19 protein-coding genes are annotated in these 22,915 nt (G+C 65.4%); 17 read left to right on the top strand and 2 right to left on the bottom strand.

The window, feature by feature from the left end:
• Nucleotides 1-15 precede the first annotated feature (15 nt).
• A complete protein-coding gene (gene clpS / locus FG99_RS20265; RefSeq protein WP_024128657.1) occupies nucleotides 16-378 on the bottom strand; it encodes an ATP-dependent Clp protease adapter ClpS in 363 nt (120 codons plus the stop codon).
• 227 nt (nucleotides 379-605) lie between these two features.
• Between clpS and cspD the strand changes: the two genes are divergently transcribed.
• The gene (gene cspD / locus FG99_RS20270) at nucleotides 606-881 is read left to right on the top strand and encodes a cold shock domain-containing protein CspD (RefSeq protein ID WP_009623235.1); all 276 of its coding nucleotides are present in this window, start codon (nucleotides 606-608) and stop codon (nucleotides 879-881) included.
• A gap of 80 nt (nucleotides 882-961) precedes the next feature.
• Here the strand turns inward: cspD and icd are convergent, their stop codons facing one another.
• Nucleotides 962-2,218: an NADP-dependent isocitrate dehydrogenase gene (gene icd / locus FG99_RS20275; RefSeq protein ID WP_009623236.1), complete on the bottom strand. Its 1,257-nt coding sequence runs from the start codon at nucleotides 2,216-2,218 to the stop codon at nucleotides 962-964.
• Between the two features lie 397 nt (nucleotides 2,219-2,615).
• Between icd and FG99_RS20280 the strand changes: the two genes are divergently transcribed.
• The 16 genes from FG99_RS20280 (at nucleotide 2,616) to nuoG (ending at nucleotide 22,906) form a co-directional block, all read left to right on the top strand.
• Complete coding sequence (locus FG99_RS20280) at nucleotides 2,616-4,838, top strand: NADP-dependent isocitrate dehydrogenase (protein ID WP_043272070.1); 2,223 nt, start codon at nucleotides 2,616-2,618, stop codon at nucleotides 4,836-4,838.
• 432 nt (nucleotides 4,839-5,270) lie between these two features.
• On the top strand, nucleotides 5,271-5,738 hold the full coding sequence (locus tag FG99_RS20285) for an NUDIX hydrolase (protein WP_043272071.1): 468 nt from the start codon (nucleotides 5,271-5,273) through the stop codon (nucleotides 5,736-5,738).
• A 40-nt stretch (nucleotides 5,739-5,778) separates the two neighbouring features.
• Complete coding sequence (gene mnmA / locus FG99_RS20290) at nucleotides 5,779-6,918, top strand: tRNA 2-thiouridine(34) synthase MnmA (protein ID WP_043272072.1); 1,140 nt, start codon at nucleotides 5,779-5,781, stop codon at nucleotides 6,916-6,918.
• A complete protein-coding gene (gene hflD, locus FG99_RS20295; RefSeq protein WP_043272073.1) occupies nucleotides 6,915-7,541 on the top strand; it encodes a high frequency lysogenization protein HflD in 627 nt (208 codons plus the stop codon). The genes mnmA and hflD overlap by 4 nt, the downstream gene beginning before the upstream one ends.
• Nucleotides 7,542-7,655: 114 nt before the next feature.
• Nucleotides 7,656-9,026, top strand: coding sequence for an adenylosuccinate lyase (gene purB, locus FG99_RS20300; protein ID WP_009623243.1), 1,371 nt, complete (start codon nucleotides 7,656-7,658; stop codon nucleotides 9,024-9,026).
• A gap of 60 nt (nucleotides 9,027-9,086) precedes the next feature.
• Nucleotides 9,087-10,262, top strand: coding sequence for a ribosomal protein uL16 3-hydroxylase (locus tag FG99_RS20305; RefSeq protein ID WP_043272074.1), 1,176 nt, complete (start codon nucleotides 9,087-9,089; stop codon nucleotides 10,260-10,262).
• The gene (locus tag FG99_RS20310; RefSeq protein ID WP_009623246.1) at nucleotides 10,255-10,683 is read left to right on the top strand and encodes a GNAT family N-acetyltransferase; all 429 of its coding nucleotides are present in this window, start codon (nucleotides 10,255-10,257) and stop codon (nucleotides 10,681-10,683) included. The genes FG99_RS20305 and FG99_RS20310 overlap by 8 nt, the downstream gene beginning before the upstream one ends.
• A 10-nt stretch (nucleotides 10,684-10,693) precedes the next feature.
• Nucleotides 10,694-11,311: a DUF7931 domain-containing protein gene (locus FG99_RS20315; RefSeq protein WP_043272075.1), complete on the top strand. Its 618-nt coding sequence runs from the start codon at nucleotides 10,694-10,696 to the stop codon at nucleotides 11,309-11,311.
• On the top strand, nucleotides 11,308-12,123 hold the full coding sequence (locus FG99_RS20320) for a secretin N-terminal domain-containing protein (protein WP_043272076.1): 816 nt from the start codon (nucleotides 11,308-11,310) through the stop codon (nucleotides 12,121-12,123). The genes FG99_RS20315 and FG99_RS20320 overlap by 4 nt, the downstream gene beginning before the upstream one ends.
• A 489-nt stretch (nucleotides 12,124-12,612) precedes the next feature.
• Nucleotides 12,613-14,208, top strand: coding sequence for an isocitrate lyase (locus FG99_RS20325; protein ID WP_009623252.1), 1,596 nt, complete (start codon nucleotides 12,613-12,615; stop codon nucleotides 14,206-14,208).
• 1,067 nt (nucleotides 14,209-15,275) lie between these two features.
• Entirely contained in the window at nucleotides 15,276-15,689 is a 414-nt protein-coding gene (locus tag FG99_RS20330) for an NADH-quinone oxidoreductase subunit A (RefSeq protein ID WP_009623254.1), read from the top strand.
• A 10-nt stretch (nucleotides 15,690-15,699) separates the two neighbouring features.
• The gene (locus FG99_RS20335) at nucleotides 15,700-16,377 is read left to right on the top strand and encodes a NuoB/complex I 20 kDa subunit family protein (protein ID WP_009623256.1); all 678 of its coding nucleotides are present in this window, start codon (nucleotides 15,700-15,702) and stop codon (nucleotides 16,375-16,377) included.
• Nucleotides 16,378-16,437: 60 nt separating this feature from the next.
• Entirely contained in the window at nucleotides 16,438-18,219 is a 1,782-nt protein-coding gene (nuoC, locus tag FG99_RS20340; RefSeq protein WP_043272077.1) for an NADH-quinone oxidoreductase subunit C/D, read from the top strand.
• Nucleotides 18,220-18,221: 2 nt separating this feature from the next.
• The gene (gene nuoE / locus FG99_RS20345) at nucleotides 18,222-18,716 is read left to right on the top strand and encodes an NADH-quinone oxidoreductase subunit NuoE (protein WP_009623260.1); all 495 of its coding nucleotides are present in this window, start codon (nucleotides 18,222-18,224) and stop codon (nucleotides 18,714-18,716) included.
• Complete coding sequence (gene nuoF / locus FG99_RS20350; RefSeq protein ID WP_043272078.1) at nucleotides 18,713-20,062, top strand: NADH-quinone oxidoreductase subunit NuoF; 1,350 nt, start codon at nucleotides 18,713-18,715, stop codon at nucleotides 20,060-20,062. Before nuoE ends, nuoF begins: the two co-directional genes overlap by 4 nt.
• 129 nt (nucleotides 20,063-20,191) lie before the next feature.
• Nucleotides 20,192-22,906, top strand: a complete 2,715-nt coding sequence (nuoG, locus tag FG99_RS20355) for an NADH-quinone oxidoreductase subunit NuoG (protein ID WP_043272079.1) — start codon at nucleotides 20,192-20,194, stop codon at nucleotides 22,904-22,906.
• The last annotated feature ends 9 nt before the right edge of the window (nucleotides 22,907-22,915 follow it).

A 22,915-nucleotide genomic window follows, 5' to 3' on the forward strand; every position in this document is an offset into this window, starting at 1 on the left:
CTCCAAACATCCGCATCAGCTTTCTTTCTCAATCTCACACAACAGTGGATGCTGGCTCTCCCTCGCATATTGATTGACCTGCATGGCCTTGGTCTCGGCGATGTCACGGGTGAACGTGCCGCAGACCGCCTTACCTTGAGTATGTACCGTCAACATGACCTTGGTCGCCTGCTCCCGGTTCATGTTGAAGTACAGCTCCAGTACCTCTACCACGAAATCCATCGGCGTGTAGTCATCGTTGAACATGATGACCCTGTACATCGGCGGAGGTTTCAGGGCCGGCTTGGATTCCTCGACCGCGAGCCCGGCCCCCTCTTCCTCGAGGGGATCGGGACGGTCCTGATTGAATGTTAGTCGAATCTGGCTACTTGCATGCATGCTGGAATAAATGGGTTCGCAACGTGGGAATTAAAGGCCTGAGTGGAGTTTGACCGGAATCTCAGGCACGGACGAGAGCGCCTTGACTAACCCCGAAACGGTGTTACAAACAAAGGATACCCCACAGCGGGTATCAGGCGTTCTGCGGCCCTGGAACCTCTGGGGCTGGAGCGGAATCGTAGTGGATGATACTCCAGCGATGGAGTCCTTTGCAGAGGGATATCAGCATGCTCAGCGGTAAGGTCAAGTGGTTCAACAACGCCAAGGGCTATGGATTCATCCTGGCCGACGGCCGAGATGAGGACCTGTTCGCTCATTACTCGGCAATCCAGATGGATGGCTACAAGACGCTCAAGGCCGGCCAGCCGGTCAGCTTCGAGATCCTGCAAGGTCCGAAGGGTCTGCATGCGGTGAACATCCAGCCGATCGGCGCCGGCGCGCCGGCCAGCACCGCCCAGGCCAGCCCCAGCAGCGAGGTGCAGAGCGTCACCGCAGAAGCCTGATTCCCCCTGCCCCGCCATTTCCGGCGAAGCGATGAAGAAAGGCCGGTGAGAACCGGCCTTTTTTCGTTGTCTCACGCCCGTTACATCCTGGCGATCATGGCCTCGCCGAACTCCGAGCAGGACACCAGCTTGGCGCCGTCCATCAGCCGCTCGAAGTCGTAGGTCACGGTCTTGGCCGCGATGGCGCCGTTCATCCCCTTGATGATCAGGTCGGCCGCCTCGGTCCAGCCCATGTGGCGCAGCATCATCTCGGCGGAGAGGATCAGCGAGCCGGGGTTGACCTTGTCCTGCCCGGCGTACTTGGGCGCGGTGCCGTGGGTCGCCTCGAACATGGCCACCGAATCCGACAGGTTGGCCCCAGGGGCGATGCCGATGCCGCCCACTTCCGCCGCCAGGGCGTCGGAGAGGTAGTCGCCGTTCAGGTTCAGGGTGGCGATCACGTCGTACTCGGCCGGGCGCAGCAGGATCTGCTGCAGCATGGCGTCGGCGATCACGTCCTTGACCACGATGTTCTTGCCGGTCACCGGGTTCTTGAACTGCATCCAGGGGCCGCCGTCCAGCAGCTCGGCGCCGAACTCCTCGCGGGCCAGCTCGTAGCCCCAGTCCTTGAAGGCGCCCTCGGTGAATTTCATGATGTTGCCCTTGTGCACCAGGGTGACCGAGCTGCGGTCGTTGTCCACGGCGTACTGCAGGGCCTTGCGCACCAGGCGCCGGGTGCCGTCGCGGGAGACCGGCTTGATGCCGATACCGCAGTTCTCGGTGAAGCGAATCTTCTTGACGCCCATCTCCTCGGTGAGGAACTTGATGACCTTCTCGGCCTCGGGCGAACCGGCCTTCCACTCGACGCCGGCGTAGATGTCCTCGGAGTTCTCGCGGAAGATCACCATGTCCACGTCGCCGGGCTTCTTCACCGGGCTGGGCACGCCCTCGAACCAGCGCACCGGGCGCAGGCAGACGTAGAGGTCGAGCTGCTGGCGCAGGGCCACGTTGAGGGAGCGGATGCCGCCGCCGACGGGGGTGGTCAGCGGGCCCTTGATGGACACCACGTAGTCGCGCACGGCTTCCAGGGTCTCTTCGGGCAGCCAGGTGTCCTGGTCGTAGACCTGGGTGGCCTTCTCGCCGGCATAGACCTCCATCCAGGCGATCTTGCGCTGTCCGCTGTAGGCCTTTTCCACTGCCGCATCGACGACGTCGATCATGACCGGACTGATGTCCACGCCGATGCCGTCGCCTTCGATGTAGGGAATGATCGGGTTGTTCGGTACCTTCAGGGAATTGTCGGCATTGACGGTGATGCGCTCACCTGCGGCCGGCACCTGGATCTTCTGGTATCCCATGCTGAACTCCGTGCTGTGGTTGAACCTCAGGGACCAGCCCCGCTTCGTCGCGGCGTGACGGGAACAGGCCCGGGTTCCTGAGGGTAGCCCAGTTGCCGGCCCCTAACCACAATCTTATGCCTTAGTCTAAAAGCCGCGGGTGCGTCACCCCGCCGCGAGAGTGGTATACTGCGCGCCGTGACTTCACAGTCATCGAGGTCCGAGCCGTCTGGGACCAGACCCCCTCCCCTCGCAACGGCCACGTCGCCACCCTGACGCGGTCGTACAACGCTCTACTGGCGCCCCTATATCCCCGCGGCAATTCTCGAATGCCGGCACCTTGCCGTGTCGGACGAAAGCGCCCACCAAGGCGTATCGAGACTCTGTGCGCGCCCAGCAAAGAAGAGAGTCATAGTAGATGTCCAACCGCTCGAAGATCACCTACACCTTCACCGACGAAGCACCCGCCCTCGCCACCTACTCGCTCCTCCCGATCGTCAAGGCGTTCGCCGCCTCCGCCGACATTGACGTCGAAACCCGCGACATCTCTCTTGCAGGACGCATCCTCGCCGCCTTCACCGACAAGCTCGGCGACAAGGCCATCGAAGACGACCTGGCCTACCTGGCCAAGCTGGCCACCGCCCCCGACGCCAACATCATCAAGCTGCCGAACATCAGCGCGTCGGTGCCCCAGCTCAAGGGCGCCATCGCCGAGCTGCAGGCCCTGGGCTACGCCATCCCGGACTTCCCGGAAGACCCGCAGACCGACGAAGAGAAAGACACCCGCGCCCGCTACGCCAAGGTCCTGGGCAGCGCCGTGAACCCGGTCCTGCGCGAAGGCAACTCCGACCGCCGCGCCCCCGCCGCGGTCAAGGCCTATGCCCGCAAGCACCCGCACAACATGGGCAAGTGGAGCATGGCCTCGCGCTCCCACGCCGACTACATGCGTGGCGGCGACTTCTTCTCCAGCGAGCAGTCGGTCACCATTCCCAAGGCCGGTGAAGTTCGCATCGAGTTCGTCGGCAAGGACGGCAAGGTCGAGCTGAAGAAAACCCTGAAGATGCAGGAAGGCGAAGTCCTCGACAGCATGTTCATGAGCTGCAACAAGCTGCGCGCCTTCTTCGAGAAGACCCTGCAGGACTGCAAGGAAACCGGCGTCATGTGGTCCCTGCACGTCAAGGCGACCATGATGAAGATCTCCCACCCGATCGTCTTCGGCCACGCCGTCACCGTCTACTACAAGGACGTGTTCGACAAGTGGGGCCAACTGTTCGACGAGCTGGGCGTGAACCCGAACAACGGCATCTCCAGCGTCTACGACAAGATCAAGTCGCTGCCGGCCTCGCAGCAGGAAGAGATTCTCCACGACATCCACGAGGTGTACAGCCACCGTCCGGAAATGGCGATGGTCGACTCGGTCAAGGGCATCACCAACCTGCACATCCCCAGCGACGTGATCGTCGACGCCTCGATGCCGGCGATGATCCGCAACTCGGGCCAGATGTGGGGCAAGGACGGCAAGCAGAAGGACACCAAGGCGGTGATGCCGGAGAGCACCTATGCCCGCATCTACCAGGAGATGATCAACTTCTGCAAGACCAACGGCGCCTTCGACCCGACCACCATGGGCAGCGTGCCGAACGTCGGCCTGATGGCGCAGAAGGCCGAGGAATACGGCTCCCACGACAAGACCTTCGAGATGGAAGCCGACGGCACCATGCGCGTGGTCGACGAAGACGGCAAGGTGCTGATGCAGCACGAAGTCGAAGCCGGCGACATCTGGCGCGCCTGCCAGACCAAGGACGCCCCGATCCGCGACTGGGTCAAGCTGGCCGTCACCCGCGCCCGCCAGTCCAACACCCCGGCCATCTTCTGGCTGGACCCGGAGCGCGCCCACGACAACGAGCTGCGCAAGAAGGTCGAGCTGTACCTGAAGGACCACGACCTGACCGGCCTGGACATCAGCATCAAGGGCTACAACGAAGCCATCCGCACCAGCATGGAGCGCATGATCCGCGGCCAGGACACCATCTCGGTGACCGGCAACGTCCTGCGCGACTACCTGACCGACCTGTTCCCGATCATGGAACTGGGCACCTCGGCCAAGATGCTGTCCATCGTTCCGCTGATGGCTGGCGGCGGCATGTACGAGACCGGCGCCGGCGGCTCGGCGCCCAAGCACGTGCAGCAGCTGGTTGAAGAGAACTACCTGCGCTGGGATTCCCTGGGCGAGTTCCTGGCCCTGGCCGTGTCCCTGGAAGAAGAAGGCATCAAGACCGGCAACGCCAAGGCCAAGGTCCTGGGCAAGACCCTCGACGAAGCCACCGGCAAGCTGCTGGACAACAACAAGTCCCCGGCGCGCAAGGTCGGCGAGATCGACAACCGCGGCAGTCACTTCTACCTGGCGCTGTACTGGGCCCAGGCCCTGGCCGCGCAGAACGAAGACGCCGAGCTGAAAGCCCACTTCACCCCGCTGGCAAAGACCCTGACCGAGCAGGAAGCGACCATCGTCGCCGAACTGAACGGCGCCCAAGGCAAGGCCGTGGACATCGGTGGCTACTACCGCTCCAACCCGGAGAAAACCAGCCAGGTGATGCGCCCCAGCGCCACCTTCAACGCCGCCATCGACTCGCTGAACTGAATCGAAGGCTAGCGTGACCGACGAAAACCCCGGCCCGGCGCCGGGGTTTTTGCTTTTCCGGGGCTGCGCCGGGCTTTTCGTAGGAGCGAGCTTGCTCGCGAACAGTGCTTCCCGGCGGACACGGTGTGTTGGATTGCCCCCGCAACCCTCTCCCCAGCCCTCTCCCTGAAGGGAGAGGGAGCCTGCCCGTGCCGAGAGAGGACCTGGTTTCAGTCGGCAACTTCGGCGTTGCCGGCTGACTCGAAAACAACCGAGCGCGCCGAACGGTCCCCTCTCCCTTCAGGGAGAGGGTTAGGGAGAGGGGATCAGGGGTGGGTTTGGCAACGGAGTCGCCGGATAGCACCGCTCGCGAGCAAGCTCGCTCCAAAAAACACCCCCAACACCACCCCACCCTCCAGCGTTATCATGCCCATTTCCCCCGGAGGACCATCCATGCGCTGGCAACCGCACATCACAGTCGCAACCATCGTCGAAGACCAGGGCCGCTTCCTGCTGGTGGAGGAAACCTCCCACGGCAAGACCGTGCTGAACCAGCCCGCCGGCCACCTGGAGGCCGACGAGAGCCTGCTGCAGGCCGCCGTGCGCGAGACCCTCGAGGAAACCGGCTGGGAAGTCGAGCTGACCGCGGTCACCGGCATCTACCTCTATACCGCCCCCAGCAACGGCGTCACCTACCAGCGCGTGTGCTTCGCCGCCCGCCCGCTGCGGCATCGCCCGGAACTGCCGCTGGACGACGGCATCATCGGCCCGCGCTGGCTGACCCGCGACGAGCTGCAAGCCCGCAAGGACAGCTGGCGCAGCCATCTGGTAGCGCGCTGCATCGACGACTACCTGGCCGGCGGACGCTTCCCCCTGGCGCTGATCCGCGACGCCGAACTGCCCGCGCCGAACCCGGCCTGATAGAATCCCGCTTTTGCACCGACGCCTGCGATAGCCCGCCATGTCCGATTCCAGCACCACCTCCCCCGTCCAGCCCGGCAAGGGCCGCGTCATCGTCGGCATGTCCGGCGGCGTGGACTCCTCGGTTTCCGCCCTCCTGCTCAAGGAGCAGGGCTACGAGGTGGAAGGCCTGTTCATGAAGAACTGGGAAGAGGACGACGGCACCGAATACTGCACCGCCATGACCGACCTGGCCGATGCCCAGGCCGTCTGCGACCGTATCGGCATCAAGCTGCACACCGCCAACTTCGCCGCCGAGTACTGGGACAACGTCTTCGAGTACTTCCTCGCCGAATACCAGGCCGGGCGCACGCCGAACCCGGACATCCTGTGCAACCGCGAGATCAAGTTCAAAGCCTTCCTCGACTACGCCCTGGCCCTGGGCGCCGACCTGATCGCCACCGGCCACTACGTGCGCCGCCGTGACATCGACGGCCGCACCGAACTGCTCAAGGGCCTGGACCCGAACAAGGACCAGAGTTACTTCCTCCACGCCGTGGGCGGCGAGCAGATCGCCAGGACGCTGTTTCCGGTCGGCGAGCTGGAGAAGCCGGAAGTGCGCGCCATCGCCGAGAAATACGGCCTGGCCACGGCGAAGAAGAAGGATTCCACCGGCATCTGCTTCATCGGCGAGCGGCGCTTCAGCGACTTCCTCAAGCAGTACCTGCCGGCCCAGCCGGGCGATATCGAGACCACCGACGGCACCGTCATCGGCCGCCACGCCGGGCTCATGTACCACACCATCGGCCAGCGCCAGGGCCTGGGCATCGGCGGCATGAAGAACGCCGACGACAGCCCCTGGTACGTGCTGGAGAAGGACCTGGCGCGCAACGTGCTGATCGTTGGCCAGGGCAACGACCACCCCTGGCTGTTCTCCCGCGCCCTGCACGCCTCCAGCATCTTCTGGGTGAACCCGCTGGAGCTGCCCGAGCCGCGCGCCCTGCGCGCCAAGGTGCGCTACCGCCAGGCCGACCAGGACTGCGTGCTGGAACGTACCGCCGACGGCTACCGCGCGGTGTTCGACCAGCCGCAGCGCGCCGTCACCCCGGGCCAGTCCGTGGTGTTCTACGACGGCGAAGTATGCCTGGGCGGTGGTGTGATCGAATCGGCCGAACCGGCCTACGCGAAGGAGCGTGCATGAGCGAGTTGCGCGACCAACTGATCGCCCTCGCCGGCGTCTTCGAAGCCGCCGCCCTGGTGGACCGCCTGGCCCGCACCGGGCAGATTCCCGAAGCCCCGCTGGGCTGCATGCTCGGCAGCCTGCTGGTGCGCGAGCCGAAGACCACCCTGGAGGTGTTCGGCGGCGACATCCACAACCTGCGCGAGGGCCTGCGCGCCCTGGCCAGCGCCCTGGAGCGCGATCCCAACAGCCTGCAGCGCGAACCGCTGCGCTACGCGCTGTCGCTGATCGGCCTGGAGCGCCAACTGGCCAAGCGCGACGACATGCTCGACCTGATCGGCTCGCGCCTGGACCAGGTGCAGCAGCAGGTGCAGCATTTCGGCCTGGTCCACGAGAACGTCATCGCCTCCTGCGCCGGCCTCTACCAGGACACCCTGAGCACCTTCCGCCAGCGCATCCAGGTGCATGGCGACATGCGCTACCTGCAGATCAACGCCAACGCCGCGCGCATCCGCGCCCTGCTGCTGGCCGGCATCCGCTCGGCGCGCCTGTGGCGGCAGCTGGGCGGCAACCGCTGGCAAATGGTGTTCGGCCGGCGCAAGCTGCTGGGCGAGCTGCGCCCGATCCTGCGCGGCACCGACTGATCCGCCGAGGCGCCCGCCCGGGCGTCTTCGTGCGGCAGCGAGTACGGGCGAAAGCGCGTTCGTTCGTGTATGATGTGCGCCCTTTTCGTTGACCGACAGCCACGAGAACGCCCCATGCAGCTTTCCTCCCTCACCGCGGTTTCCCCCGTCGACGGCCGTTACGGCAGCAAGACCAGCGCCCTGCGTCCGATCTTCAGCGAATACGGCCTGATCCGTTTCCGCGTCCTGGTTGAGGTCCGCTGGCTGCAGCGCCTCGCGGCGCACGCCGGCATCCCCGAGGTGGCGCCCTTCTCCGGCGAAGCCAACGCCCTGCTCGACAAGCTGGCCGAGGACTTCCAGCTGGAGCATGCGCAGCGCATCAAGGAAATCGAGCGCACCACCAACCACGACGTGAAAGCCGTGGAGTACCTGCTCAAGGAACAGGCGGCCAAGCTGCCGGAGCTGGCCAAGGTCAGCGAGTTCATCCACTTCGCCTGCACCAGCGAGGACATCAACAACCTGTCCCACGCCCTGATGCTGCGCGAAGGCCGCGACCAGGTGCTGCTGCCGCTGATGCGCCAGATCGCCGAGGCGATCCGCGAGCTGGCGGTCCAGTTCGCCGACGTGCCCATGCTCTCGCGCACCCACGGCCAGCCGGCCTCGCCGACCACCCTGGGCAAGGAACTGGCCAACGTGGTCTACCGCCTGGAGCGGCAGATCAAGCAGGTCGCGGCGGTCGAGCTGCTGGGCAAGATCAACGGCGCCGTGGGCAACTACAACGCCCACCTGTCGGCCTACCCGCAGGTGGACTGGGAAGCCAACGCCCGCGAGTTCATCGTCCATGACCTGGGCCTGGCCTGGAACCCCTACACCACCCAGATCGAGCCGCACGACTACATCGCCGAGCTGTTCGACGCCATCGCCCGCTTCAACACCATTCTCATCGACTTCGACCGCGACGTCTGGGGCTACATCTCCCTGGGCTACTTCAAGCAGAAGACCGTGGCCGGCGAGATCGGCTCCTCGACCATGCCGCACAAGGTCAACCCGATCGACTTCGAGAACTCCGAAGGCAACCTGGGCATCGCCAACGCGATCTTCCAGCACCTGGCCAGCAAGCTGCCGATCTCCCGCTGGCAGCGCGACCTGACCGACTCCACCGTGCTGCGCAACCTGGGCGTCGGTTTCGCCCACAGCGTCATCGCCTACGAGGCCAGCCTCAAGGGCATCGGCAAGCTGGAGCTGAACGCCGCGCGCATCGCCGAAGACCTGGACGCCTGCTGGGAAGTCCTGGCCGAACCGGTGCAGACCGTGATGCGCCGCTACGGCATCGAGAACCCCTACGAGAAGCTCAAGGAGCTGACCCGCGGCAAAGGCATCAGCGCCAAGGCCCTGCAGGTGTTCATCGACGGCCTCGACATGCCCGCCGAAGCCAAGGCCGAGCTGAAGAAGCTGACCCCGGCGAACTACATCGGCAACGCCGCCGCCCAGGCCAAGCGCATCTGACATGCGCTGAACATTTGCACGCCCGGCTGTGCCGGGCGTTTTTGTTTCAAGGACTTACATATGAATCCTGCTATTCCTCTTCAGCTCCTGGGCGGCATCAGCGCCGATGAATTCCTCCGCGACTACTGGCAGAAGAAACCCCTGCTGGTGCGCCAGGCCATCCCCGGTTTCGAAAGCCCGCTGGAGGCCGACGAGCTGGCCGGCCTGTCCCTGGAAGACAGCGTCGAGTCGCGCATCGTCCTCGAACACGGCAACACCCCCTGGGAAATGCGCCGCGGCCCCTTCAGCGAGGACACCTACAAGGAACTGCCCGAGCGCGACTGGACCCTGCTGGTGCAGGCCGTCGACCAGTTCGTGCCGGAAGTCGCCGAACTGCTGGAGCACTTCAAGTTCCTGCCCAGCTGGCGCATAGACGACGTGATGATCAGCTACGCAGCTCCCGGCGGCGGCGTAGGGCCGCACTTCGATAACTACGACGTGTTCCTGCTGCAGGGCCACGGCCGCCGTCGCTGGAAGGTCGGCCAGCTGTGCGACGCCGACAGCCCGATGCTGCAGCACGCCGACCTGCGCATCCTCGCCGACTTCCAGCAGAGCGACGAGTGGGTGCTGGAACCCGGCGACATGCTCTACCTGCCGCCGCGCGTGGCCCACTACGGCATCGCCGAGGACGAGTGCATGACCTACTCGGTGGGCTTCCGCGCCCCCAGCGCCGCCGAGGTGCTGACCCACTTCACCGACTTCCTCGCCCAGTTCCTCTCCGACGAGGAACGCTACAGCGACGCCGGCATGGCCGCCGTGCAGAGCGGCGAGGACCAGCACAAGATCCAGCGCGACGCCCTCGACCGCCTGAAGAACCTGCTGCAGGAGCACATGAGCGACGAGCGCCTGCTGCTCACCTGGTTCGGCCAGTTCATGACCGAGCCGCGCTACCCGGAACTGGTGGCCGGCGAGGAGATCGACGACACGGACCTGCGGCAGGCCCTGGAAGACGGCGCCGTACTGGTACGCAACCCCAGCGCGCGCCTGGCCTGGAGCGAAGTGGACGTCGGCCTGCTGCTGTTCTCCAGCGGCCAGAGCGTGGTGCTGCCCAAGGCCATGGAGCCGCTGCTCAAGCTGGTGTGCTCGGCGGACGCCCTGCACAGCGACAACCTCGGCCAATGGCTGGGCGACGAGGATGGGCGTAAGCTGTTGGCAGAATTGGTCAAACAGGGCAGTTTGGAGTTTGCCGATGAGTAACAAGATCAGGGTTCGCCTGGCCGATTGGCAGAAGGACAATGCCGACCTGCGACGCATCCGCGAGGCGGTCTTCATCGCCGAGCAATCGGTGCCGCCGGAACTGGAGTGGGATGCCGAGGACGCGGAAGCCGTGCACTTCCTCGCCTTCGAGGGGGATTACGCAATCGGCACGGCGCGCCTGCTGCCCGACGGCCACATCGGCCGCGTCTCGGTACTCAAGGACTGGCGCGGGCTGAAGGTCGGCGACCAGTTGATGCGCGCCGCCATCGAGGAAGCCGAGCGCCGCCAGCTCAAGCGCCAGTTGCTCACCGCCCAGGTCTATGCCATCCCCTTCTACGAGCGGCTAGGCTTCAAGGTGGCCAGCGGCGAATTCCTCGAAGCCGGCCTGCCCCACGTCGACATGGTGCGCGAAAGCGCCTGAGGAAGCCGCGATGAAAGACGCCCCGGACCACGAAGGCCAACTCCCGGCCATCGACTTCCAGTCCCCGGGGCGTTTCAGCGTGCACAACCCGGCGCCCGACCTGCCGGCCTCCCAACCCTGGGAACCGGCGCCCTTCCGCCTCGGCGAGGCCAGCGGCCTGCAACGCTTCGGCGAACCGGAGGCCGCCCGCTCCCACGCCCTGGCGCTGATGCAGCAGGCCAGCCGCAGCCTGTGCCTGTACAGCCCTGACCTGGAAGCCTGGCTGTACAGCCACAGCAGCATCCAGGAAGCCTGCACCCGCCTGCTGCTGCGCCATCCGCAGAACCGCCTGCGCATCCTCCTGCGCGACAGCACCCGCCCGGTCAGGGAAGGCCACCGCCTGCTCAACCTCAGCCGGCGCCTGTCGAGCAACCTGCACATCCGCCTGCTCAACCCGGACTACCCGAGCCCGGAACAGGCCTTCCTGCTCGCCGACCAGCTCGGCCTGCTGCTGCGAACCGAACCGGCGCTGCCCGCCGGCCACGCCCACTACAACGACCCCGGCCGGGTGCGCCAGTTGCAGGCGCAGTTCGACCAGGCCTGGGACACCAGCCTCGCCGACCCGAACCTGCGGAGCTTCCTGCTGTGAGCCATCGCCGAACCGCCCTGCTCCTCGCCTGCGCCATCAGCCTGGCCGCCCAGGCCGCGCCGCGCACCGAGATCCTGCCGCTGAGCTACCGCACCGCCGACGAAATCCTCCCGGTGGCACAGCAGGTCCTCGGCAACGAAGGCCGGGTGACCGCCTACGGCAACCAGTTGGTGGTCAACGCCGAGCCGGCGAAGATCCGCGAACTGCAGCAGGTACTGGAGCAACTGGACACCCGCCCGCACCGCCTGCTGATCAGCGTCGACACCAGCGACTCCAGCCAGCGCAGCCGCAGCGGCTATTCGGTGAACGGCTCGGCCAGCGTCGGCAACGTCGAGATCCACAGCGGCCGCGGCGAGGTCCACGGCCGCGACCAGGTGCGCATCATCGACAGCTCCACCGCCAGCCGCAGCGGCGGCGTGCAGCAGATCCAGACCATCGAGGGCTCGCCGGCGCTGATCCAGGTCGGCCAGAGCCAACCGGTGTACAACGTCGGCGTCGGCCCCTACGGCCAGGTCTACAGCCAGACCGAGTACCGCGACGCCAACCGCGGCATGTACGTGACCGCCACCTTGAGCGGCAACATCGTCCACATCGACCTGGACACCCGCAACGACCGCTTCAACAACAGCGCCCCCGGCGCCATGGACACGGCCGGCGCCAGCACCCGCCTGAGCGGCCGCCTCGGCGAGTGGATCGAGGTGGGCGGCGTCAGCGAAAACAGCCAGGGCAGCCAGGGCGGCCTGACGCGCAATTACAGCACCCAGGGGCGCAGCGACAGCAGCCTGCGGGTGAAGGTCGAAGTGCTCGACTGAGCCTTCCGAAGGTGACCGGAGAGTCCTCCTTAGACCTTCGTGTAGTAGTCCAAAAAAAACACTACAAAACGTTTGACGAACGTTTGTTCGAAAGGCATGATGGCCTCGCTCCCGCTAACCAGGGGCCCTGAACCGGGCCTCCGGATCGAGCCCGCAGCCCACTCGCTGTGCCGGTCCGTGTTGTTACAGCCCACAAGGCGAAATGACGAGGTTGCGACTGGCAAGAAGTTGTCCTGAGGGACGGGGAAGCAACCAACGTATCAGCAAGATGGTCGAATGCAGCCATTCGCCCTCGCCCAACGGCAGCCACGAGCCGGCAAGCGATCCCGGATGCCATCGCTGCGATCATCTACCTGTTCGCCCGCGCCACCCCTCCCCCTCTGCGTCAATCCTTCCAGTCGTCATTTCGCCATCCGCGGCGAGCGATCCCACGAGCCCTGCGTGGGAAGTCGGTGCTCAACCAACACATTTTTTGAAGGATTGTTGACCATGTCCGCATATCAGAACGACATCAAGGCCGTTGCCGCCCTGAAAGAGAAGTTCGGCAGCAGCTGGAGCGCTATCAACCCCGAGTCCGTCGCCCGTATGCGCGCTCAGAACCGCTTCAAGACTGGCCTGGATATCGCCAAGTACACCGCGGCCATCATGCGCAAGGACATGGCCGAATACGACGCCGACTCCTCCCTCTACACCCAGTCCCTGGGCTGCTGGCACGGCTTCATCGGTCAGCAGAAGCTGATCTCCATCAAGAAGCACCTGAAGACCACCAACAAGCGCTACCTCTACCTGTCCGGCTGGATGGTTGCCGCGCTGCGCTCCGAGTTCGGCCCGCTGCCCGACCAGTCCATGCACGAGAAGACCGCGGTCTCCAGCCTGATCGAAGAGCTGTACACCTTCCTGCGCCAGGCTGACGCCCGCGAACTGGACCTGCTGTTCACCGCCCTGGACGCCGCCCGCGAAGCCGGCGACAAGGCCAAGCAGGAAGAGATCCAGAACCAGATCGACAACTACGAAACCCACGTGGTGCCGATCATCGCCGACATCGACGCCGGCTTCGGCAACCCGGAAGCCACCTACCTGCTGGCCAAGAAGATGATCGAAGCCGGTGCCTGCTGCATCCAGATCGAGAACCAGGTTTCCGACGAGAAGCAGTGCGGCCACCAGGACGGTAAAGTGACCGTCCCGCACGAAGACTTCCTCGCCAAGATCGCCGCCGTTCGCTACGCCTTCCTCGAACTGGGCGTTGACGACGGCGTGATCGTCGCCCGTACCGACTCCCTGGGCGCCGGCCTGACCAAGCAGATCGCCGTGACCAAGCAACCGGGCGACCTGGGCGACCAGTACAACTCCTTCCTGGACTGCGACGAGATCAGCCCGGCCGAACTGCAGAACGGCGACGTGGTGATCAACCGCGGCGGCAAGCTGCTGCGTCCCAAGCGCCTGCCCTCCAACCTGTTCCAGTTCCGCAAGGGCACCGGCGAAGACCGCTGCGTCCTGGACTGCATCACCTCGCTGCAGAACGGCGCCGACCTGCTGTGGATCGAAACCGAGAAGCCGCACGTTGGCCAGATCAAGGGCATGGTTGACCGCATCCGCGAAGTCATCCCGAACGCCAAGCTGGTGTACAACAACAGCCCGTCCTTCAACTGGACCCTGAACTTCCGCCAGCAGGTGTTCGATGCGTTCGTCGCCGAAGGCAAGGACGTTTCCGCCTACGACCGCGCCAAGCTGATGAGCGTCGAGTACGACGAGACCGAACTGGCCCAGATCGCCGACGAGAAGATCCGCACCTTCCAGCGCGACGGTTCGGCCCACGCCGGCATCTTCCACCACCTGATCACCCTGCCGACCTACCACACCGCGGCCCTGTCCACCGACAACCTGGCCAAGGGCTACTTCGCCGACCAGGGCATGCTGGCCTACGTGAAGGGCGTGCAGCGTCAGGAAATCCGCCAGGGCATCGCCTGCGTCAAGCACCAGAACATGGCTGGCTCCGACATCGGCGACAACCACAAAGAGTACTTCGCCGGCGAAGCCGCGCTGAAGGCCTCGGGCAAAGACAACACCATGAACCAGTTCCACTAAGAACCGGTTCGCCCGGCCCCTCGGGGCCGGGAAGCGGCCCAGCCGCAAAGGTGTAGCTTCAGGAAAACGCCGCTTCCCCAGGGAAGCGGCGTTTTTTCATGTCCGCCGCCGAGATGCGGCGGATAACCGCGAAGGGTTATGCGCCCTACGCACTCGCCGGCTGACGCCGAACCATCCGCCCACTCCGAACGGCCCCCTCTCCCGCTTGCGGGATAGGGCCGGGGAGAAGGCGCTCCTCTGCAAGTGCGCGGAGCGAACAACTGGCTTGCCGGCTACGCCGAGATGCTCTTCGTAGGACGGGTCGAGCCTGCGAAACCCATGCGGCCACGGCGATGGGTATCGCTTCGCTCAACACCATCCTACGACGCCCCTGTCCCCTGAGCGGACCTTGTCCGCGATAGCCGGACATATCGGCGCGATTCGCGGATAAGATCCGCTCCTACGCTGCCCCACCCGCGTCATTCCATGTAGGAGCGCGCCCTGCGCGCGAATCGCGGGCAGGGCCCGCTTACAGTTTGCCGGGAGGCACTGCGCTCCGGGCTGACACCCACCTGTAGGAGCGGATTCATCCGCGATCCGGCCGGCAGGCCGGCCCATGCCGACGATTGCCCCTACGCAGCAGCCTCCCCCTAAACAGACCATTGGGAAATTCCCGACAGCAATTGACGCCCATAAACCCTTAAAACCGCCGACAATAAAAAGTACGACGCCTATATGTAGTAAAGTTACGGATAAACGACACCGCGAATGATAATATTTATCATTTAAGGAACGACAGAAATACTTTCTTCTTATCTGCAAAAGTGCCATTCGACCAAAGCCTGAACCGTGCCAGCCCAGGCGCGGAGCGGCCTGCAGCCGGGGCCCGGACAAAAATGCAAAAGCCTTTTGCCCGATTTGGAAGCATCTGTTTGTGTTAGAAAAATTTACTTGCCCGAGGCTTTGGGCATAAAATTGGAAAGATCACTCGAACCCTTAGCTCGCTATCTTGAGCCCGAGGTTCATGCAGCCGGGCAAAGGCCCGGAATCCAAGACCACCGCTAATTTTTGTAGGAAGGAGTATCGGCATGCCCAACCCAGCTGAACTTGCAGCTCAACACTGGGGACTCGCCGCCTTCCTTCTAGGCGTGGTCGGCCTGCTGGCCTTCATGCTAGGGGTTTCCTCGCTGCTGGGCAGCAAGGCATTTGGTCGCAGCAAGAACGAGCCCTTCGAATCCGGCATCGTTCCCACCGGCAGCGCACGCCTGCGCCTGTCGGCAAAATTCTATCTGGTCGCGATGCTCTTCGTGATCTTCGACGTCGAAGCCCTCTTCCTCTTCGCCTGGTCCGTGTCCGTCCGTGAAAGCGGTTGGGCCGGTCTGGTCGAGGCTACCATTTTCATTGCAATTCTGTTGGCAGGTCTTGTCTACCTCTGGCGGGTCGGCGCGCTCGATTGGGCGCCGGCGGCACGTCGCGAGCGGCAGGCGAAGCTAAAACAATGAGGCTTTGGCGATGCAATACAAACTTACCCGGATCGACCCCGATGCGGCCAACGATCAGTACCCGATCGGCCAGCGCGAAACGGTAGACGACCCTCTAGTAGAGGGGCAGGTCAGCAAGAACATCTTCATGGGCAAGCTCGAGGATGTTCTCAACGGCGCCGTCAACTGGGGTCGCAAGAACTCGCTGTGGCCCTATAACTTCGGCCTGTCCTGCTGCTACGTGGAGATGACCACGGCGTTCACCGCGCCGCACGACATCGCCCGCTTCGGCGCCGAAGTGATTCGTGCCTCGCCGCGCCAGGCGGACTTCATGGTCATCGCCGGCACCTGCTTCATCAAGATGGCCCCGGTCATCCAGCGCCTGTACGAGCAGATGCTGGAACCCAAGTGGGTGATCTCCATGGGCTCGTGCGCCAATTCCGGCGGCATGTACGACATCTACTCGGTGGTCCAGGGGGTCGACAAGTTCCTCCCCGTGGACGTCTACATCCCCGGCTGCCCGCCCCGCCCCGAGGCGTTCCTGCAAGGCCTGATGCTGCTGCAGGAATCCATCGGCCAGGAGCGTCGCCCGTTGTCCTGGGTGGTTGGCGATCAAGGCATCTACCGTGCCGAAATGCCTGCCCAGAAGGACCTCAAGCGCGAACAGCGCATTGCGGTCACCAACCTGCGCAGCCCCGACGAAGTGTGAAGCCGACCTCCACGAGAGGCCCTTACTTCACTCCACCGTTGACCGATAGCGACCGAGACCATGACCGCAGACTCCGCTCTGTACATCCCGCCCTATAAGGCGGACGACCAAGACATAGTCGTCGAACTGAATTCCCGCTTTGGCGCCGAGACCTTCACCGTCCAGGCCACCCGCACCGGCATGCCGGTCCTCTGGGTGAGCCGCGAGAAGCTGATCGACGTCCTCACCTTCCTGCGCAACGTACCCAAGCCCTACGTGATGCTCTACGACCTCCACGGGGTCGACGAGCGCCTGCGCACCCACAGGCGCGGCCTGCCGGGCGCCGACTTCAGCGTGTTCTACCACCTGATGTCGCTCGAGCGTAACAGCGACGTGATGATCAAGGTGGCCCTCTCCGAGAACGACCTCAACCTGCCCACCGCCACCCGTATCTGGCCCAACGCCAACTGGTACGAGCGTGAGGTCTGGGACATGTACGGCATCCACTTCAACGGCCACCCGCACCTGGCCCGCATGCTGATGCCGCCGACCTGGCAGGGCCACCCGCTGCGCAAGGACTACCCGGCGCGCGCCACCGAGTTCGATCCCTACTCGCTCTCCGTGGCCAAGCAGGAGCTGGAACAGGAAGCCCTGCGCTTCAAGCCCGAGGACTGGGGCATGAAGCGCCACGGCGAGAACGAGGACTTCATGTTCCTCAACCTCGGCCCGAACCACCCCTCCGCCCACGGTGCCTTCCGCATCATCCTGCAGCTCGACGGCGAAGAGATTCTCGACTGCGTGCCGGAGATCGGCTACCACCACCGCGGCGCCGAGAAGATGGCCGAGCGCCAGTCCTGGCACAGCTTCATCCCCTACACCGACCGCATCGACTACCTCGGCGGGGTGATGAACAACCTGCCGTACGTGCTCTCGGTGGAGAAGCTCGCCGGCATCAAGGTGCCGCAGCGCGTCGACGTCATCCGCATCATGATGTCGGAGTTCTTCCGCATCCTGAACCACCTGCTGTACCTGGGCACCTACATCCAGGACGTGGGCGCCATGACCCCGGTGTTCTTCACCTTCACCGACCGCCAGCGCGCCTACAAGGTGGTCGAGGCCATCACCGGCTTCCGCCTGCACCCGGCCTGGTACCGCATCGGCGGCGTCGCCCACGACCTGCCGCGCGGCTGGGACAAGCTGGTCCGCGAATTCCTCGACTGGATGCCCAAGCGCCTGGACGAGTATGAAAAGGCGGCGCTGCAGAACAGCATCCTGCGCGGCCGGACCATCGGCGTGGCGCAGTACAACACCAAGGAAGCCCTCGAGTGGGGCACCACCGGCGCCGGCCTGCGCGCCACCGGTTGCGACTTCGACCTGCGCAAGGCCCGCCCCTACTCCGGCTACGAGAACTTCGAGTTCGAAGTGCCGCTGGCCCACAACGGCGACGCCTACGACCGCTGCATGGTGAAGATGGGCGAGATGCGCCAGAGCCTGCGCATCATCGAGCAGTGCCTGAAGAACATGCCCGAAGGCCCGTACAAGGCCGACCATCCGCTGACCACGCCGCCGCCCAAAGAGCGCACGCTGCAGCACATCGAGACGCTGATCACCCACTTCCTGCAGGTTTCCTGGGGCCCGGTCATGCCGGCCAACGAAGCCTTCCAGATGGTCGAGGCGACCAAGGGTATCAACAGCTACTACCTGACGAGCGATGGCAGCACCATGAGCTACCGGACGCGCATCCGCACGCCCAGCTTCGCGCACCTGCAACAGATTCCGTCGGTCATCAACGGCAGCATGATCGCCGACCTGATCGCCTATCTGGGCAGCATCGACTTCGTTATGGCTGACGTGGACCGCTGATCATGAGCACCATCATCCAGACTGACCGTTTCGCCCTGAGCGAAACCGAGCGCTCGGCCATCGAGCACGAGCTGCATCACTACGAGGACTCCCGCGCGGCGTCCATCGAGGCCCTGAAGATCGTCCAGAAGGAGCGCGGCTGGGTGCCGGACGGCGCCATCGGCGCGATCGCCGAGATCCTCGGCATCCCCGACAGCGACGTCGAGGGCGTGGCCACCTTCTATAGCCAGATCTTCCGCCAACCGGTCGGCCGCCACATCATCCGCGTGTGCGACAGCATGGTCTGCTACATCGGCGGCCACGAGTCGGTGGTCGGCGAGATCCAGAAGCAGCTCGGCATCGGCCTCGGCCAGACCACCGCCGACGGCCGCTTCACCCTGCTGCCGGTGTGCTGCCTGGGCAACTGCGACAAGGCCCCGGCGCTGATGATCGACGACGATACCCACGGCAATCTCGAGCCGTCGGCGGTCGCCAAACTGCTGGAGGCCTACGCATGACGCTCCTCACCTCCTACGGCACCCCCAACCGCACCGCGCGCGCCGCGGAAACCCACCCGCTGACCTGGCGCCTGCGCGACGACGGCGCCCCGGTGTGGCTGGAGGAATACCAGGCGAAGAACGGCTACGCCGCCGCGCGCAAGGCGCTGGCCGAAATGGCTGCCGACGACATCGTTCAGACCGTCAAGGACTCCGGCCTCAAGGGCCGCGGCGGTGCGGGCTTCCCCACCGGCGTGAAGTGGGGCCTGATGCCCAAGGACGAATCTCTCGACATCCGCTACCTGCTGTGCAACGCGGACGAGATGGAGCCCAACACCTGGAAGGACCGCATGCTCATGGAGCAGCTGCCGCACCTGCTGGTGGAAAGCATGCTGATCTCCGCGCGGGCTCTGAAGGCCTATCGCGGCTACATCTTCCTGCGCGGCGAATACGTCGACGCGGCGCGCAACCTCAACCGCGCCATCGACGAAGCCAAGGCCGCCGGCCTGCTGGGCAAGAACATCCTCGGCAGCGGCTTCGACTTCGAACTGTTCGTCCACACCGGCGCCGGCCGCTACATCTGCGGCGAAGAAACCGCGCTGATCAACTCGCTGGAAGGCCGCCGCGCCAACCCGCGCTCCAAGCCGCCCTTCCCCGCTGCCGTCGGCGTCTGGGGCAAGCCGACCTGCGTCAACAACGTCGAGACCCTGTGCAACGTGCCGGCGATCGTCGAGAACGGCGTCGACTGGTACAAGGGCCTGGCGCGCCCGGGCAGCGAAGACATGGGCACCAAGCTCATGGGCTTCTCCGGCAAGGTGCAGAACCCCGGCATCTGGGAACTGCCGTTCGGCATCCCGGTGCGCGAGGTCTTCGAGGACTACGCCGGCGGCATGCGCGAGGGCTACAAGCTCAAGGCCTGGCAGCCCGGCGGCGCCGGCACCGGCTTCCTGCTCCCCGAGCACATGGACGCCCTGTTCTACGCCGGCGGCATCGCCAAGGTCGGCACCCGCATGGGCACCGGCCTGGCCATGGCGGTGGACGACAGCATCAACATGGTCTCGCTGCTGCGCAACATGGAAGAGTTCTTCGCCCGCGAGTCGTGCGGCTGGTGCACTCCGTGCCGCGACGGCCTGCCGTGGAGCGTGAAGCTCCTGCGCGCGCTGGAGCGTGGCGAAGGCCAGCCCGGCGACCTCGAGACCCTCGAGCAGTTGGTCAACTTCCTCGGCCCAGGCAAGACCTTCTGCGCCCACGCACCGGGCGCCGTCGAACCGCTGGGCAGTGCCTTGAAATATTTCCGTCCGGAGTTCGAAGCGGGCGTCTCCCGCCAGGCTCAGGCCGCGCCGCAACCGCAACGCGTCGGCGCGTAAAGCTTTGGATGCCGGGCCCGCGGGCCCGGCGATGTTCCGTCGTAGCGCCGCGGCATGCCGCCGGCCCGACGGAGCCGTGATTTCCCTTAGCCAAGCCCGCTGACAACGGGCCAACGAAGAACTTGAACCATGGCCACTATCCACGTAGACGGCAAGACGTTAGAAGTCGATGGGGCGGACAACCTGTTGCAGGCCTGCCTGTCCCTCGGACTCGACATCCCCTACTTCTGCTGGCACCCGGCGCTCGGTAGCGTCGGCGCCTGCCGGCAGTGCGCGGTCAAGCAGTACACCGACGAGAACGACAAGCGTGGTCGCCTCGTCATGTCCTGCATGACCCCCGCCACCGACAACACCTGGATCTCCATCGAGGACGAAGAGGCCAAGGCCTTCCGCGAAAGCGTCGTCGAATGGCTGATGACCAACCACCCGCACGACTGCCCGGTGTGTGAGGAAGGCGGCCACTGCCACCTGCAGGACATGACGGTGATGACCGGCCACAACAAGCGCCGGTACCGCTTCACCAAGCGCACCCACCAGAACCAGGAGCTCGGCCCGTTCATCGCCCACGAGATGAACCGCTGCATCGCCTGCTACCGCTGCGTGCGCTACTACAAGGACTACGCCGGCGGCACCGACCTGGGCGTCTACGGCGCGCACGACAACGTGTACTTCGGCCGCATCGAGGACGGCGTGCTGGAGAGCGAGTTCTCCGGCAACCTGACCGAGGTCTGCCCGACCGGCGTATTCACCGACAAGACCCACTCCGAGCGCTACAACCGCAAGTGGGACATGCAGTTCGCCCCGAGCATCTGCCATGGCTGCTCCAGCGGCTGCAACATCAGCCCCGGCGAGCGCTACGGCGAGATCCGCCGCATCGAGAACCGCTACAACGGCTCGGTGAACCACTACTTCCTCTGCGACCGCGGCCGCTTCGGCTACGGCTACGTCAACCGCGAGGACCGTCCGCGCCAGCCGATGCTGATGCTCAGCAAGCAGAAGCTGAGCCTGGATGGCGCCCTCGACCAGGCCGCCGCCCTGCTCAAGGGCCGCAAGGTGATCGGCATCGGTTCGCCGCGCGCCAGCCTGGAAAGCAACTACGCGCTGTCCGAGCTGGTCGGCGCCGGCAACTTCTACAGCGGCATCGCCGCCGACGAGCTGCAGCGCCTGCGCCTGGTGCTCAAGGTGATGCAGGAAGGCCCGCTGCCCTCCCCCACCCTCCGCGACATGGAAGACCATGACGCGGTCTTCGTGCTCGGCGAAGACCTGACCCAGACCGCCGCCCGCATCGCCCTGGCCCTGCGCCAGTCGGTGAAGGGCAAGGGCGAGGACATGGCCGCCGCGATGAAGATCCAGCCGTGGCTCGACGCCGCGGTGAAGACCATCGCCCAGCACGAGAAGAACCCGCTGTTCATCGCCAGCCTGGCCGAGACGCGCCTGGACGACGTCGCCGCCGAGTGCGTGCACGCCGCCCCCGAGGACCTGGCCCGCCTGGGCTTCGCCGTGGCCCACGCGATCGACCCGAGCGCCCCGGCCGTGGCCGGTCTGGAACCGGAAGCGCAAGCCCTGGCCCAGCGCATCGCCGACGCCCTGGTGGCCGCCAAGCGCCCGCTGGTGGTTTCCGGCGTTTCGCTGCGCAGCAACGCCCTGATCGAAGCCGCGGCGAACATCGCCAGCGCGCTGAAGCAGCGCGAGAAGAACGGCTCGCTGAGCCTGGTGGTTCCCGAGGCCAACAGCTTGGGCCTGGTCCTGTTCGGCGGCGAGTCCGTCGAAGCCGCGCTGGAGCAGCTGACCTCCGGCGCCGCCGACGCCGTGGTGGTGCTGGAGAACGACCTGTACCGCCGCGCCGAAGCCGTCCAGGTCGACGCCGCCCTGGCCGCCGCCAAGCTGGTGATCGTCGCCGACCACCAGAGCACCGCGACCAGCGCCAAGGCGCACATCGTCCTGCCGGCCGCCAGCTTCGCCGAAGGCGACGGCACCCTGGTCAGCCAGGAAGGCCGCGCCCAGCGCTTCTTCCAGGTCTTCGACCCGACCTACTACAACGCCGACAACCTGGTCCGCGAAGGCTGGCGCTGGCTGCACGCCCTGCACAGCACCCTCGAGGGCAAGCGCGTCGACTGGACGCAGCTGGACCACGTGATCGACGCCGTGGTCGCCGCCAAGCCGCAACTGGCCGGCATCCGCGACGCCGCGCCGAACGCCGCGTTCCGCATCAAGGGCCTGAAGCTGGCGCGCGAACCGCACCGCTACTCCGGCCGCACCGCCATGCGCGCCAACATCAACGTCAGCGAGCCTCGCGCCCCGCAGGACATCGACAGCGCCTTCGCCTTCTCCATGGAAGGCTATTCCGGCAGCACCGAGCCGCGTCAGCAGATTCCCTTCGCCTGGTCCCCGGGCTGGAACTCGCCGCAGGCCTGGAACAAGTTCCAGGACGAGGTCGGCGGCCACCTGCGCGCCGGCGACCCGGGCGTGCGCCTGATCGAGGCCAAGGGCGAGGCCCTGTGGTTCAGCGACGTACCGGCGCCGTTCCACACCCCGGCCAGCCAGTTCAAGGTGGTGCCCTTCTACCACCTGTTCGGCAGCGAGGAGAACAGCGCCCGCGCCAAGCCGGTGCAGGAGCGCATCCCGGAAACCTACGTGGCCCTGGGCCGCGAGGAAGCCGAGCGCCTGGGCCTGGCCGAAGGCAAGCTGCTGCGCCTGAGCGTCAAGGGCCACGAGCTGCGCCTGCCGCTGCGCATCAGCGAAGAGCTGGGCGCGGGCCTGGTCGCCCTGCCGGCCGGCCTGGCCGGCATCCCCGCCGGTGTGTTCGGCGGTGTCGCTGAAGGTCTGCAGGAGGCTGCCCAATGAGTTTGATGA

The organism is Pseudomonas sp. AAC, from assembly GCF_000725445.1.
GTDB classification, from domain to species: domain Bacteria; phylum Pseudomonadota; class Gammaproteobacteria; order Pseudomonadales; family Pseudomonadaceae; genus Pseudomonas; species Pseudomonas citronellolis.